Origin of the sequence: Microbacterium sp. KKR3/1, assembly GCF_021272365.1 — a bacterium.
Classification (GTDB): Bacteria; Actinomycetota; Actinomycetes; order Actinomycetales; family Microbacteriaceae; genus Microbacterium; species Microbacterium aurugineum.
Genome location: NZ_JAJSDW010000001.1, coordinates 2,158,208 through 2,173,096, shown reverse-complemented (window position 1 = coordinate 2,173,096; position 14,889 = coordinate 2,158,208). Strand labels below are relative to the sequence as shown.

General features: G+C 68.8%; 11 protein-coding genes. 2 read left to right on the top strand and 9 right to left on the bottom strand.

The window, feature by feature from the left end:
- Positions 1 to 10: 10 nt before the first annotated feature.
- From LVJ59_RS10350 to LVJ59_RS10330, 5 genes are all read right to left on the bottom strand, one after another.
- On the bottom strand, positions 11 to 778 hold the full coding sequence (locus LVJ59_RS10350) for an ABC transporter permease (RefSeq protein WP_232762945.1): 768 nt from the start codon (positions 776 to 778) through the stop codon (positions 11 to 13).
- A complete protein-coding gene (locus LVJ59_RS10345) occupies positions 775 to 1,551 on the bottom strand; it encodes an ABC transporter ATP-binding protein (RefSeq protein ID WP_232762944.1) in 777 nt (258 codons plus the stop codon). Before LVJ59_RS10345 ends, LVJ59_RS10350 begins: the two co-directional genes overlap by 4 nt.
- Positions 1,548 to 1,919 carry a DUF1048 domain-containing protein gene (locus LVJ59_RS10340; RefSeq protein ID WP_153243303.1) on the bottom strand — a complete coding sequence of 124 codons (372 nt, stop codon included), beginning with the start codon at positions 1,917 to 1,919 and terminating at the stop codon, positions 1,548 to 1,550. Before LVJ59_RS10340 ends, LVJ59_RS10345 begins: the two co-directional genes overlap by 4 nt.
- Positions 1,920 to 1,921: 2 nt before the next feature.
- A complete protein-coding gene (locus LVJ59_RS10335) occupies positions 1,922 to 2,257 on the bottom strand; it encodes a PadR family transcriptional regulator (protein WP_232762943.1) in 336 nt (111 codons plus the stop codon).
- A gap of 171 nt (positions 2,258 to 2,428) precedes the next feature.
- The gene (locus LVJ59_RS10330) at positions 2,429 to 3,190 is read right to left on the bottom strand and encodes a LysM domain-containing protein (RefSeq protein WP_232762942.1); all 762 of its coding nucleotides are present in this window, start codon (positions 3,188 to 3,190) and stop codon (positions 2,429 to 2,431) included.
- A 247-nt stretch (positions 3,191 to 3,437) separates the two neighbouring features.
- Between LVJ59_RS10330 and LVJ59_RS10325 the strand changes: the two genes are divergently transcribed.
- Positions 3,438 to 8,636, top strand: a complete 5,199-nt coding sequence (locus LVJ59_RS10325) for an isopeptide-forming domain-containing fimbrial protein (protein ID WP_232762941.1) — start codon at positions 3,438 to 3,440, stop codon at positions 8,634 to 8,636.
- A 58-nt stretch (positions 8,637 to 8,694) separates the two neighbouring features.
- On the opposite strand, the gene LVJ59_RS10320 is transcribed toward LVJ59_RS10325, so the two are convergent.
- The 4 genes from LVJ59_RS10320 to LVJ59_RS10305 all read right to left on the bottom strand — a co-directional run bounded on the left by LVJ59_RS10320 (position 8,695) and on the right by LVJ59_RS10305 (position 14,434).
- Positions 8,695 to 11,211 (bottom strand): LuxR C-terminal-related transcriptional regulator, encoded by a 2,517-nt coding sequence (locus LVJ59_RS10320; protein WP_232762940.1) that lies wholly within the window; start codon positions 11,209 to 11,211, stop codon positions 8,695 to 8,697.
- 89 nt (positions 11,212 to 11,300) lie between these two features.
- Positions 11,301 to 12,656: an anaerobic C4-dicarboxylate transporter family protein gene (locus LVJ59_RS10315; RefSeq protein ID WP_232762939.1), complete on the bottom strand. Its 1,356-nt coding sequence runs from the start codon at positions 12,654 to 12,656 to the stop codon at positions 11,301 to 11,303.
- Entirely contained in the window at positions 12,653 to 13,393 is a 741-nt protein-coding gene (locus tag LVJ59_RS10310; protein ID WP_232762938.1) for a peptidase E, read from the bottom strand. The genes LVJ59_RS10315 and LVJ59_RS10310 overlap by 4 nt, the downstream gene beginning before the upstream one ends.
- A gap of 165 nt (positions 13,394 to 13,558) precedes the next feature.
- Entirely contained in the window at positions 13,559 to 14,434 is an 876-nt protein-coding gene (locus tag LVJ59_RS10305; RefSeq protein WP_232762937.1) for an alpha/beta fold hydrolase, read from the bottom strand.
- A 56-nt stretch (positions 14,435 to 14,490) separates the two neighbouring features.
- Between LVJ59_RS10305 and LVJ59_RS10300 the strand changes: the two genes are divergently transcribed.
- On the top strand, positions 14,491 to 14,886 hold the full coding sequence (locus tag LVJ59_RS10300) for a MerR family transcriptional regulator (protein WP_232762936.1): 396 nt from the start codon (positions 14,491 to 14,493) through the stop codon (positions 14,884 to 14,886).
- Positions 14,887 to 14,889: the final 3 nt, after the last annotated feature.

Here is a 14,889-nt window from a genome sequence, read left to right as displayed (position 1 = left end):
GGGGAGAAGATCAGCTGACCTTCTTCCGGTAGGAGATGATCGCGAACACGTAGGCGACCACGAGGATGCCGACGCACCAGGCGAGGGCGACCCAGATGTCGTTGCCGACGGGCTGCTCGGCGAACAGCGCCTGGATGGTGTTGACGATCGAGGTGACCGGCTGATTCTCGGCGAACCACTGCACCGGTGCCGGCATGGTGTCGGTCGGGACGAAGGCCGAGCTGATGAACGGGAGGAAGATCAGCGGGTACGAGAACGCGCTCGCCCCGTCGACCGTCTTGGCGTTCAGGCCCGCGATGATGGCGAGCCAGGTGAGCGCCAGGGTGAACAGCATCAGGATGCTGATGACGGCGAGCCAGGCCCAGAAGCTCGCCCCGGTGCGGAAGCCCATCACGAATCCGACGCCGAAGATGATCGCCAGGGTGATCGCATTCGCGGTCAGTGAGGTGAGCACGTGCGCCCACAGCACACTCGACCGGGCGATCGGCATGGAGTGGAAGCGCTCGAAGATCCCGCTCTGCATGTCGGTGAAGAGCCGGAACGCGGTGTAAGCGATCCCCGAGGCGATCGCGATGAGCAGGATGCCGGGGAGCAGGTAGTTCACGTAGTTCTCGGTGCCGGTGCTCTGCTGGAGCGCGCCGCCGAAGACGTACACGAACAGCAGCATCAGGGCGATCGGGGTGACCGCCGTGGTGATGATGGTGTCGGGACTACGGAAGATGTGCCGCATGGAGCGGCCGGTGAGCGTCGCCGTGTCGGCGGTGAAGTGCATGGTCATGCTGCGTCCTCCTTCTGCGTGGACGAGGGGCCGATGAGGGTGAGGAAGATCTCCTCGAGGGTGGGCTGCTTCTCGACGTACTCGACCTTCGCGGCCGGCAGCAGGCGCTTCAGCCCGGCGAGGGTGTCGTTCGCGATGATGCGGCCCTCGTGCAGGATCGCGATGCGGTCGGCCAGTTGCTCCGCCTCATCGAGGTACTGCGTGGTCAGGAGTACGGTGGTGCCGGTGTTCGCGAGCTCCTTGACCACGTCCCACACCTCGATGCGGGCTTCGGGGTCGAGTCCGGTGGTCGGTTCGTCGAGGTAGATGACCTCGGGGTGCCCGACCAGGCTCATCGCGATGTCGAGCCGGCGACGCATGCCGCCCGAGTAGGTGCCGACCTTGCGGTTGCCGGCATCCGTCAGGCGGAAGGTCGCCAGCAGATCGTCGGCGACCTTCCCGGGGTCGGGCAGATGCCGCAGCTTCGCGACCAGCACCAGGTTCTCGCGTCCGGTGAGGATCTCGTCGACGGCGGCGAACTGTCCGGTGAGGCTGATGCGCTCCCGGACGCCGACCGGGTTCGCGGCCACGTCGATACCCTGCACGGTCGCCATTCCGGTATCCGCCTTCAGCAGGGTGGAGAGGACACGCACCATCGTGGTCTTGCCGGCGCCGTTCGAGCCGAGGAGGGCGAAGATGCTGCCCTTCTCGACCTCGAAGTCGACCCCGCGCAGGACATGCAGATCCTTGTAGGACTTCTCGATACCGCGTACCGAGATGGCGGCGTTCGTCATGACTCGTTCTCCTTCTTCCTCGCGTCGTCGAACGCCTTGATGAGGCGCGCGCGCTCCTTGTCGATCCACTGGGTGCCGCCGTAGGCGCGGGCATACTCCTCGGCGTACTCGACGGGGTCGTCGCCCACGATCGCGCTGACGGGGGTGCCGTCGATGGCAGCGCGCTCCCACAGGTCCGCGAGGTCGAGGAACATGGTGACGATGGTGTCTCCGTCGGTGATGCCGCCGTAGTAGAGGTAGTACCGGTACTGGGCGTTCGCCACCTCGCGGTACGGCGAGGGGAGGGCGTCGATGCGGGCCTTGGCCTGCTTGTACTGCTTCTTCTGCTCGAGCGATCCGGTGAGCGCTTCGATCCACTTCGCGGCCATGATCAGTTCTCCTCGTTCGTGTTGTTCAGTCGTTCGATGTGCGTGCGGAGGAAGTCCCAGGTCTTCCAGAACTCCCCGAGCTCCTGACGGCCCTGCGCGTTCAGGGAGTACACCTTGCGGGGCGGCCCCTTCTCGCTCGGGACCTTCTCGACGTCGACGAGCTTCTTCTGCTCGATGCGCACCAGGAGTGCGTAGATCGTGCCCTCGGCGATGTCGGTGAACCCGTGGTCCCGGATGCGGGTCGTGATCTCGTATCCGTAGGCCGGCTGCTCGGCGAGGAGCGCCAGAACGATGCCCTCCAGAGTGCCCTTGAGCATCTCGGTCATCTGCTTGCCCATCAGGTCCTCCCTTCCTCTCTCGGTACTCAGTGTTGCTGGGTACCGGTACAAAGTAACACCGAGTACCGGTACTTAGCAACACCGAATACCAGGATCTTCCGAGAAGTTTCCTGAGGGTTTCCGGGCGCGCGGAAACGAGGGCTCGCCGAACGGCGGCGCGGAATCCCGCTGCTACGGGAACAGGCGGCGGAGCAGCGGAAGATCGTCGTCGCTCAACGCCTGGGTGATCACGGCTGCGGTCTCCGGGTGCATGTCCTTCTCGAGGCGCTTCCAGAGCCACCGGGCGGCACCCAGATCTGCCGTGGCGACAGCGGTCGAGAACGCCGCCACGCCGTCGTAGTAGGGGATGGTGGAGGAGCCGGGCTCGGCGTTGTACGGCCCGTAGATGTCGACGAACGGAAGCGTCGGATCCGGGCGCAGGTAGAGGGTGTCGCCCGGGCTGATCGGCTCGTTGCCGCGCACGTGGTTGAAGCTGGAGACCGTGACGTAGTCGACGCAGAATCGCTCGCCGATCGCGATGAGGCTGTCGCCGGCCTGCACCTCGTAGGAGAAGATCTTGCCGGCCGCATCCAGCGTGACGGGTCCGCTCGCCAGCTCCGACGCGCCCATCTCGACGAGCTCGCCCAGGAGCTTGGCGTGCATCGGAGAGCCGTCGTCCCGGTAGATGTTGATGAGCGCGTTGGTGGTGCAGTCACCGGGACCACCGGCGGGAACGCTGATGCCGTCGCCCAGGTCGACGAGTCCGCCCTGCTCGGTCTTCTCCGCGCGACTCGTCGGGGCCGTGGAAGGCTCGGCGGCGAAGCGCTCCGACACCCACGAGCCCGCGTCGACGACAGCCGGCGCGGCGCCGATCACGGCGGGAGCCGCTACGGCGACCAACCCCGCGATGGCGACGACGACGACCGCGGTCGTGATCTTGGTGGTGCGCTGCATCCCGACAGCATGGCATCCCTCCCCACCGGGACGCGAGAGCCCGTGCGGAGGGAGCATGCCGTGCGCGGGGTGAAAAGGCGGGGTGAATTCTCCGGGATCGGCCGGAGCGGTTGTCGCGGGCCGGGCAGTCTGGCGGATGGCCCGAGCCGAGTTCGCCATGTCTGGATGGTGCTCGGCGGTCGCCTGAGGGGGCGGGGGTTTCCGTGTGCGAACGCGCACCGGGGAAGCGATGAATGGGGAGTCTGTCATGGGGTTTCGTGTTGCCCGCAAGGACCACACAGCCGATGGCCTTCCGTCCGAGCGGCACAGCCGCTGGCGGGGCCGTGCGAAGAAGCTGATCGGAGGCGCCCTGAGCACGGCGCTGGTCGCCTCGTCGATGGTTTTCATCGGAGGCACGGTCACGGCGGCTCCCGCGATCGCGGCTGACCCGTTCCTCTGCACGCCGGGCGCCGTGTACGTGCAGAGCACGACAGAGGTGCGCGAGTTCATTGTGGACGAGCAGGGCGGCACCCCGGGAAACGGCGGCACGCTCGGTTCCACCACCCTCGGCGTCGACCACTCCAACAATGCCCTCGGCATCTCCTCCAGCGGCCGCTACGCCTACACGGTCACCAATGCGGCCGGATCCAAGGTGCTGGCCAAGCATGACCGCGTGACCGACTCCACGAGCCGCACCACGTTCACGCTCAACTCCTCCGTGCTCCGAGGTGCCGTCCACCCGGTGACCGGTGTCTACTACTTCGCCAGCGGTACCGCCAGCGGCGCCATCAACCTCTACGCCTGGAACGAGAGCGTCACTCCGCAGGCCTACGTGCAGGTCGGCACGCTCCGCCCCACCGCCGGCAGCAGCGCGTTCGGCGCCAACGGCGACATGGCCTTCAGCGCCTCGGGCCAGCTCGTGCTCGTGGCCGACAATGTCATCTACTCGTCCGACCTTCCCACCTCGCTCGTGCCGAGCACCGCGACCATCGAGGCCAAGCAGGTCCACAACATGGGCGACGGCGTGCAGGGCAACGGCATCGCGTTCGGAAACCTCGGCCACATCTTCGTGTCGGTCTCCGGAGGCGGAAACCGCATCATCGAGGTCGACCTCCCCCGCGGCGTGACCGTCAACACCACCTCGATCGGAACCTTCGGGCCGACCGACATGGCCAGCTGCACCTTCCCGAACACCCTCACGCTGAAGAAGGACCTCCCCGAGGGGCGTCACGCCGCCACCGACCAGTTCGCCCTGCGTGTGCAGTCGCCGGCCGGCTATCAGGTCGCGCAGACGGACGCCACCACCCGCGGAGAGGCCACGGGGCTGCAGCCGGACTACGCCGGACCGGTGTTCACCAACCAGGGCGACACCTTCCGCCTCTCCGAGTCCGCATCCGGAACCACGGACAGCACCCGGTACGCCGAATCGCTCGACTGCGTGCAGGTCGAATCCGACGGCTCCACGTCTCCGGTCGCCGTGACCGCAGACGGCAGCGTCGTCCAGCCCGCCGGTGCGCTCGGCACCGACGTCACGTGCACGTTCACGAACGTACGTCTCGCACCCGACCTGGCGCTGCGCAAGACCTCCGACCCGGCCGACGGTGTCGCCGTGCAGGCGGGTCAGCGCATCACGTACACCGTCGAGGCGGAGAACACGGGCAACACGCTCCTCGACCCCGTCCGCGTGAGCGACGACCTGTCCGGCGTGCTCGCGTTCGCCGAGTACCAGGGAGACGTCGCCACGGAGCTCGACGGCTCCCCCGTCGCATCCGGCGCCGCAACCATCACCGGTGACGACCTCGCCTGGACCGGCGCGCTCGAGCCCGGTCAGGTGCTCACCATCACGTATTCGGTGATCGTTGACGCCGATGTCGAAGGAGAGCGGATCGCCAACAGCGTCACCGCCTCCGGCACCCCTCCCGGCGGCTTGCCCCCGGTCGATCCTCCCGCGGTCGCGACCGAGCACCCCGTAGCGGGCTACACCGTCGCCAAGAGCTCCAGCCCCGCTGCCGGCACCGTCGTGGAGCCGGGGCAGACCATCGAATACACGGTGACCGGCACCAACACCGGTGCCACGGTGCTGAGTCCGGCCTCCCTCTCCGACGACCTGTCGGCCGTGTTCGCACACGCCGCCTACAACTCAGACGTCGCCACCGAGATCGACGGCGCACCCGTCGCCGCGGGCGCAGCGACCATCACGGGCGACGACCTCGCCTGGACCGGCACTCTCCAGCCCGGACAGACCGTGACGATCACGTACTCCGTGACCGTGGAGGCCGACACCTCGGGTGAGATCCTGAAGAACACCGTCAGCGGCACCGCGACGCCCACGACTCCGGACCCGAGTGACCCCGACGGACCGCAGGTGCCGGGCGAACCCATCGTCCCGCCCACGGTCACCACCGAGCACCCGGTGATCGGTTCGGGATTCACGATCAGCAAGTCCGCCGACCCCGCCTCGGGCACCGCCGTCTCGGCCGGCGACACCGTGACCTACACGATCACCGGAACCAACACGGGTGACACCGACCTCGATCCGGCCCGGATCGTCGACGACCTGTCGGGTGTGCTCGATGACGCCGGCTACAACGACGACGTGACCGCCGACCGCGGCTCCGTCACCGTCAGCGGCGACACGCTCACCTGGACGGGCGATGTGCCCCGCGGCGAGTCTGTCACCATCCGCTACTCGGTGACCATCGATGCCGGAGTCCAGAAGGCGCTGCTGAACAACGTCGCCAGTGGCACGGCCACACCGCGGATCCCGGTCGACCCGGCCGACCCCGACGGTCCCACGACCCCGGGGACCCCGATCGTCCCGCCGCCCGCGGAGACGAACCACCCGGTCGTCGAGACCGGCCTCGAGGTGACGAAGTCCGCGGACCCCGTCTCCGACACCGCCGTGCGCGCGGGCGACACGATCACGTACACGATCTCCGGTGTCAACACGGGTAACACGACGCTCGACCCCGCGTCCATCGTCGACGACCTGTCCGCCGTGCTCGCCCACGCTCAGTACGGCGGCGACGCGAGCGCATCGACCGGAGCCGTCGAGCTCGACGGCACGACGCTCACCTGGACCGGGGCGCTCGCTCCCGGCGCCAGGGTCGACATCACCTACACGGTGACGGTCGACGCCGACGCGACCGGCGTGCTGCTGCGCAACACCGTCACGGGTGAGGGGACCCCGCTCATCCCGGTGGACCCGACCGACCCGGACAGCCCCACCACGCCCGGTACCCCGGTCACCACGCCGCCGTCGACGACGGAGCACCCGGTCGCCAGCCCCGGCTTCACGGTCGCGAAGTCCGCCGACCCCGCATCGGGGACGCGTGTCGATCCCGGCAGCGTGATCACCTACACCGTCACGGGCACGAACACGGGTGACACCGTGCTCGACCCTGCCTCGATCGCCGATGACCTGCGCGGCGCGCTCGCTCATGCCTCGTACAACGACGACGTGACGGCCACCCGCGGCGACGTCAGCGTGGTGGACGACGCCCTCGACTGGAGCGGCGTGCTGCTCCCCGGTCAGAACGTCGTCATCACCTATTCCGTGACGGTCGACCCGACCGCCGGGGGTGAGACGATCGCGAACACGGCCACGGGCACGGCGACGCCACTCATCCCGACGGACCCGAGCGACCCGGACAGCCCCACCACGCCGGGCACGCCGATCACGCCGCCACCGGCGACGACGGAGCACCCGGTCAACGAGCCCGGCTTCACCTTCGCCAAGACCGTCGACCCGGCTGCGGGCACGGCCGTGGATCCCGGTGATGTGCTCACCTACACGTTGACGGCCGTCAACACCGGTCAGACGGTGCTCGACCCGGTCGAGATCACGGACGACCTCTCGAAGGTGCTGCCGTACGCCTCGTACAACGAGGACGCTGTGGCCGTGATCGGCGGTCTGCCCGCCGGCGCGGTGACGGTCGACGGCGCGGAGCTCGACTGGTCCGGTGCGCTCGCCGTCGGTCAGACCGTCGTCATCACGTACTCGGTGACGGTCGGCCCCGAGGGCGTCGGATCCGTGCTCGAGAACAGCGCGAGCGCGACGGCGACCCCGCCCGGAGGGTCCGTCATCACCCCGCCGCCCGGCACCACGACGAACGCCGTGAACGTCCCCGGATTCTCGGTGTCGAAGAGCGCCGACCCGGTGGCGGGCACGGCGGTCGACCCCGGCAGCGTCATCACCTACACGGTGACCGGCGTGAACACCGGTGAGACGGTCCTCGATCCGGTCGCGATCGTGGATGACCTCTCCGGCGTCCTCGCCCACGCCAACTACAACGACGACGCGGCCGCCCTGATCGGCACGACCGCCTCGACCGCCCCGGTGGTCTCCGGCGACAGCCTGTCGTGGACGGGAGCCCTCCAGGTCGGCGAGACCGTCACGATCACGTATTCCGTGACCGTGCAGGCGGATGCCGGGGGAGCGATCCTCGAGAACTCGGCTTCGGGATCGGCGACCCCGCCCGGCGGTGTGCCGCCGATCGAGACGCCGCCCGCCACGACGGAGCACCCGGTCAACGAGCCCGGCTTCGAGCTCCGCAAGTCGGCCGACCCCGCGTCGGGAACCCGCGTCGATCCCGGCAGCGTCATCACCTACACGGTGACCGGCGTGAACACCGGAGAGACCGCGCTGGCGCCGGTGAGCATCAGCGACGACCTCTCGGACGTCCTCGCCCACGCCGTCTACAACGACGACGCCACGGCGACCGTGATCGAGGGATCCGCGCCCGCTCCGGTCGTGGACGGTGACGAGCTCACCTGGTCGGGCGCGCTCGCCGTCGGTCAGCGCGTCACCATCACGTACTCGGTGACCGTGAACGGCGACGCAGGTGGTGCGAGGATCGCGAACACGGTCGCGGGGACCGCCACCCCGCCCGGCGGTGGGGAGCTCACGCCGCCTCCGGTGACGACCGAGAACCCGGTCGGTACTCCGGGATTCACGTTCGTCAAGACGGCCGATCCCGGTTCGGAGAAGGCCGTGGCCGCGGGAAGCGTGGTCACCTACCGGCTCGTCGGCACCAACACGGGAGAGACCGGGCTGGATGACGTCGTCATCACGGATGACCTCTCCGGAGTGCTGCGGCATGCCGACCTCCGACCCGGTGCGACCGCCGTCGTGGGTGACCGCGCGGTGGCGGCTCCCGCGGTGGACGGGAACCAGCTGCGCTGGAGCGGCAGCCTCGCCCAGGGAGAGAGCATCACGATCACGTACTCCGTGATCGTGCACGCCGACGCGGCAGGCGCGAAGCTGCACAACGTGGCTGTGGGGACGGCCACTCCTCCCGGCGGTGAGACGATCACGCCGCCGACGAGTTCGACCGATAACCCGGTGCTGACGCCGCTCGCGCTCACCGGCGGAATCCTGGCCCCGTGGGTGCTGGCTCTGGCGATCGCTCTGCTGTTCGGCGGTGCCGTGCTGCTGATCGTGCGCCGACGCCGCTCGCAGGCCTGACGCTCGTCGGGAAGGCCCCGTCCGTCGTGATGCGACGGGCGGGGCCTTCGGCGTGTGCTCAGTCGGGCAGGAGGCCGTGACGGGCCGCCTGCTCCAACGCCTCGGAGCGATTGCCGGCGTCGAGCTTGCGGTAGATGCTGCGGAGCTGGGTCTTGAGGGTGTTCTGCGAGACGCGCAGCTCAGCGGCGATCGCCGGCAGCGGTGCACCGGACGTCAGCGCGTGCAGCACCACCTGCTCACGGGGGGTCAAACGGGGGCGGCTCGCGAAGGACGGCAGAGCGGATCGCCGGGGGAAGGTGGCGAGACCGGTCGGATCGAGGTCGGCGCGGACCGCACCGAAGTCCTCCGCGCCCAGAAGCACGAGCGGAGTGGTGAGGCCGCGGTCCGCGAGCTGCGCGCTCAACGTCGCGCTCGACGGCTGCGCGGCGGCCGGGGACACCCGGCGCAGAGCGGCGCTGTGCACCGCCAGCGCTTCGGCGCGTTCTCGGGCCGTGGAGGGACGCAGGCGGGTCTGTCCCAGGAGTCGGACCACGTCAGCGGCCGCGCCGTCGATGAGAGCCAGACGTGCCCGCTTGACGACGGTGCCGAAACGATCGGACCCGGCATCGCGCTGGACGATGCTCTTCGCCGTGCCGACGTCACCGAGGGCGAGGTGCAGCAGCACCCGCGGCCGGGAGAGCGCGTGGCGCACGTGCGCGGCACTCGCCTCCCTCCCTCGGAGGCGCGCGAATGACTCGAGGCGCTCCAGGCCCCCTGCTGCGTCTCCTTCGTGCAGGGCGATCCACGCCTCCACGGAGGCCATCGTCGTCCAGTGCTCGCTCGTCGCTCGGTACGGCTCGAAGAAGCGGATGTGCTGCTTCGCCGCCGGGAGGTCGCCGTCCTCCACTGCGAGCATCGCACCGGCGATCCGGTAGAACGTGCTCTGGTAGCTGTCCAGGAGCTCCGGGTCCCACTCGCCGTCGCGCACGAGGGAGAAGTAGTGCCGCGCTTCGGGCAGGTCGCCGTTCAGGGCGTGGACACCCGCGAGGAGGCAGATGCCGTGGAAGCCGTTCGTGCTCCCGTGCGCCGCGGCGAGCGCCGTGGCCTGCTCCCAGACCTCGATGGCTTCGTCCAGCTGTCCGCCGTAGTACAGGGAGATGCCGATGTGCGTGCACATGAGCGGCACATCGCGGGCGTACTGCTGCCATTGCGATTCCGGTGTCTCCTGGAACAGCGCCAGTGCCCGCGCGGCGACCTGGGCGGCAGGCTCCGGCCGCCCGATGGCACGCAGGGAGGCGCTCTCCGCCGCCCAGATGAAAATCCGCTCGGTGGCTGACAGGGTGGGCCGACGGGAGTTCGCCGCAGCCACCGCCATACGCAGCAGTTGGAGCCCCCGCTGGCGTCGGAGCCTGCTGGGTTTGAGGCTCATCCCCAGCAGCATGGCCACGAGCGGCTCCTGCTTGAGTCGTGCCACAGGGACGTCGGCGAGCAGCTCCGCGACCGCGCGCCGATCGCGGTGGAGCAGGCGGTTCCACCCGGACATCGTGACGTGTTTCGCGAGCCGTAGATCGTCGTCCTCCAGGGCGAGTCGCAGCCCTTCGAGGGGCATGTCGCGGCGAATCGCCCCTTCTGCCGCGAGGCGTCGGAGGTGCGCGACTTCGCCGGGGAAGGATCGGCGCAGCTCACGGCGCAGCATGCCGCGTGTGAGCGGTGTGAGGGTGAACGTGCAGCCGCCGTCGCCGGTCCAGCGGCCGAAGCCGAACGTCTCGGCCTGGTCGAGCGCCTTCGCGATGTCGGGGTCGCGCGTGAGCGCCACGGCCAGGGGCAGGTCCACCGAGTCGGTCACGCTGATCCGCAGCAGCCCCTGCAACGCCTGCGGGGAGAATCCGCACTCGGCGAGCCGGTCCTGCAGATAGTCCTCGATCACGGTGTTCGCGGCGCGAAGCGACTCGGTGTCCGTTCCGGCCCCGCGCAGCACGAGGGCACGGATGAGCGCGGGGAAGCCCGCGGTCGCCTCCCGGATCTCGCCGGCCATGTCGTCATCGACCCCGAGCGCGCGAGAGATCTCCTCGGTGTCGAACATGAGGTCCGACGGCGCGATGACCTTCGTGTCGATCACGAGATCCAGACCCTCGCTGTCGAAGGGGCTGGGGCGATTGGTGGCGACGATCAGCCGCGTCCGCGGGGTGGTGGCGATGGCGCGGCACAGGGCGAACACGCCTTCGCGGTCCACGGGTGCCGCGTCGTCGAGTACCACGACCAGAGGACCTTCCGCGTGGCGCAGGCGCGAGGTCACGGCAGGCCATCCATCCTCCGCGAGGTCGTGTGCGACGTCCGCGTGCGGCAGGGCTCGCAGCAGAGCGCGGGCGAGCGCAGCGCTGGGCGCGATGGCGGGCGAGGCCGTGATCCAGACCACGCGCGATGCGGTGGCGGACGCCCACTCCACGAGGGCGGTCGTCTTGCCCGACCCGGACGCGGAGCGGATGAGTGTCAGAGGTGTGTCGGTCTCGAGTGCGGCGGTCAGCCGCGGCCTACTGATCGCGTGCGCCGATACTCGCGGTACATGTCCATCCCCCTGCGCGACAAATGCCGACACCCCAACCTCCCCAGGTCCCCGCCTCTACGATATTCCGAAATATCGGTTGGGCAAGCTCCCGGGGACGGTGTCGGCCGCTCGGGTGGAAGTCAGCCCATCAGGAACGAGAGCGATACCCCGACGACGATCGCGACACCCACGTAGATGAGGTTCGGCAGCTGGAATGAGTGGTCGAAGACGAACTTGCCCATCTTCGTCGTGCCGGTCTGGTCGAACGCCACGGTGGCCACCTGGCTGCCGTTCGCCGGCAGCGTGTAGATCCCCATGGTCGACGGCCACAGCCCCACCAGTAGAGGTGCCGGAAGCCCGATCGTGATACCGATCGGCACGATCGCGTTGGTCGCGCTCGATTGGCTCGTGGTGAGCATGGCGACCGCGAAGAGTGCCATCGCGAAGAGCAGCGCGCCGAGGAAGGCAGACGATCCGGAGACCACCGATCCGAGCCCGTCGACGATGAGGGTCTGGTTCGCCGCCACGAACGTGTTGGCGAGCCAGGCGATACCGAACAGGGCGATGGCCCCCACGATGCCGGCGGGGAAGGTCGGCTGCTTGGGGACGTCGGCGGCCTTGACCTTGCAGAACACGAAGATCAGGGCGGCGATGATGCCCATCGTGACCTCGATGATGACGGTCACACTGAGTCGGACGGGATCGCCGGCATCGTCGGTCTCGATCACCGGACGCAGATTCTCGAACAGCCCGAAGAACACGATCACCGCGACGCCTGCGAGGAACAGGGAGGCCGAGAGCACGGCCGTCGGCGGGAGCTTGTGCTCGTGCGCGTCCACCGCCGGGGGCTTGATCTGGTGGTCGGCCAGGCGTCGCTGGAACTCCGGGTCGTCGTCGAGGTCCTTGCCATGACGCATCATCACGAGCGCGGCGACGAAGAGCCCGGCGATGGAGGCCGGCCACATGATGAGCAGCAGTCCTCCGAGATCCACGCCCTGCGGCGCGAGCAGGACCACCATCGATGCGGTCGCGGCCGAGACGGGCGAGCACAGGATGCCGACTTGCGAGGCGACGGCCGAGACCGAGAGGGCCCGTTCGGGGCGGATCTTCTGCTGGTAGGAGACGTCGTAGATCACGGGCAACAGCGGGTAGAAGATGTTGCCCGTGCCGGCCCCGACGGTGAAGAGGAACGACATGGCCGGGGCGAGGAACACGACCGACTTCGGTTTGCGCCGGATCACTCTGGCCGCGACGGACACCATCCAGTCGATACCTCCGGCGGCTTGCATGGTGGAGGCGGCAGTGATCACGGTGATGACGATGAAGACCGCGTCGACCGGGGCGTTGCCCGGCGCTTCGCCGAACACGAAGATGAGGACGGCGACGCCCACCAGCCCCCAGACGCCGAGACCGATCCCGCTGGTGCGCGTGCCCATGTAGATCGCACCGACGACGATGATCAGCTGTGCGAGGAGGATCCACACGTTGTCGTTCATGACGACGGCCCCTTCGTGATCGGAGCGGACCCGGTGAGCACGGTCGTCGGCAGTTCGGTCTCGACGATCTTCCCGTCGATCGCCTCGACCCGCAGCGCGAGCGCGTTCTCGACGGGACTGATGGCGGTGACGAACTCGGAGTTCTCGAAGTGCAGCGACTGAAGGTTGCCGACGGCATAGCCCGTGGAGAGCTCCCCGCTGAGGAGGGAGGCGTGAAAGAGAGGGCGCCGCTGATCCTCGGCGTCGTAGTGCGGGCAGAAGCTGCCGTTCAGGAACCCGAGTCCCTCGGGGAGCACCTGGAGGGTCGGGCCGTAGCTGTCGGTCGTGCCGCCCTCGAACCAGCAGATTCCTCCGGCGCTGCCTCCCGTGAACACGACGTTCGAGTCGGGGTCCTCCCACATCTCACGCAGGATCGTGTCGAGGCCCTGGCGCTTCCACACATCGAGCATGTTCGCCGTGTTGCCGCCGCCGACGTGGATCACGTCGAACCCTTTCACGAAACCGGCCAGGTCGTCGACCGCGCGATGGAAGAGCGGGAGATGGTGCGGTGCGCACCGGTCCGCGTCGTAGGTGGCATAGAAGCTCAGGATGTAGGCGGCGTCGTCGCCGGTCGCGGTGCCGACGAAGAGGACCCGGGGTCGCTCCTTGCCGGTGAGCCCGAGGATGTAGTCGTGCGTCGGGTCGTTCCGCCGCTCCATCATGGCCTTACCGGCCCCAGTAGCCACCACGTGAGACATCGGCCGCCCTCCGACTAGATCGTGCCGCCACCATAGAGGGGTGGCACCCGCGGCGTCCAGAGGGTCTTCATCCCAGGCGGAGGAACGTATATCGGTACATCACCCGCCGCCCTCGGGTAGTGGATAACGTGTTACCCGGTGACCGGGGTTCACCCCTCGCCCCGGTCACCGAGTGGCTTGTCCATCCGAAGCGTCGCGAGTCTCTGCAAGCCACGCACGGAGAGCGGCGATGACGGCCTCGGGCTCTTCCCAGGGCGTCAGATGTCCGGATCCGTCGAGCACGACGACCTCAGGACGGCCGGGGAGCCTCGACTGCAGTTCATACGCCTGTCCGAGCGGGATCCACGGGTCTTCGCGTCCCCAGCCGATGCGTGTAGGGCAGCGCGCGGCCCCCAGCTTTTCCGCGACGGCGCGGGTGTCGGCGGCGTCGAGCGCGGCGATCTGGCGGTAGAACGCCGCCTGGCCGACGGGACCGGACCAGGGTGATGCGAGTGCCTCGACCTGTTGAGTGGAGAGTCGGCCGGCGCCGGCGATGTACTCCTTCACCAGCGCGGAGTGCAGGTTCGCCGGGAGGCGGGAGAACACGTGGGCATGTTGCGCCACCAGGCGGAAGAACGGCGATCCCCAGGGGTCGAGCGTCACGATGTCCCACAGGAACAGGTCCGCGAAGTCCACGCGGTGCAGAAGATGCGCTCCGAGGGCGACGGCCCCGCCGATGTCATGGGCGACCACGTGAGGTCGCTCCAGCCCCCAGCCCCGGATCAGGGAGGCCAGGCGTGCGGCCTGCGCCGCTAGATCGGTCGCCACGGTCGGGCCCATCTCGGAGTCGCCGTAGCCCGGCATGTCCCACAGGAAGACGCGGTGGTCGCGACTCACCTCGCGCGCGACATCCGCCCAGACCTGCGACGACCACGGCGTGCCGTGGCACAGGACGATGTCGCCCGCCGAGGGGCCGGAAGGCGGGAGGACCCGGGTGGCGACGCTCGCCCCTCCGACGGTGACGTGGACCGGATCGGGCAGCGGCGGGTGGTGTGTCATCATGGGGCCACGGTAGAACCTCAGGTCGACCTGAAGTCAAGAGGAGAGCAGGGGCGTCGATGAAGATCGGTGAAGCCGCGCGACGCATCGGCGTGGACGATCACGTCCTGCGACACTGGCACGAGACGGGCGTGGTCGTCCCGGATCGGACGGCGTCGGGCCACCGGGTCTACACCGAGGAGCACATCCGACGCCTCCGCGTCGTCCAGGCCTGCCGGGGCATCGGGATGAGCCTCCCGGAGATCCGGCACGTGCTCTACCGGGACGAGGGCGGACGAGTCGACGTCATCAGACAGAGGTTGCGGTGGATCCGCTCGCAGCGTGCACAGCTCGAAGACGCGGAGAGCTTCCTCGAACACGTGATCGGCTGCAAGCACGACTTCCTCACCCGATGCCCGGACTGCACGCGATACGCGATGAAGGACGCTGACCTCACACCGGCGACGACGTCGTGATCC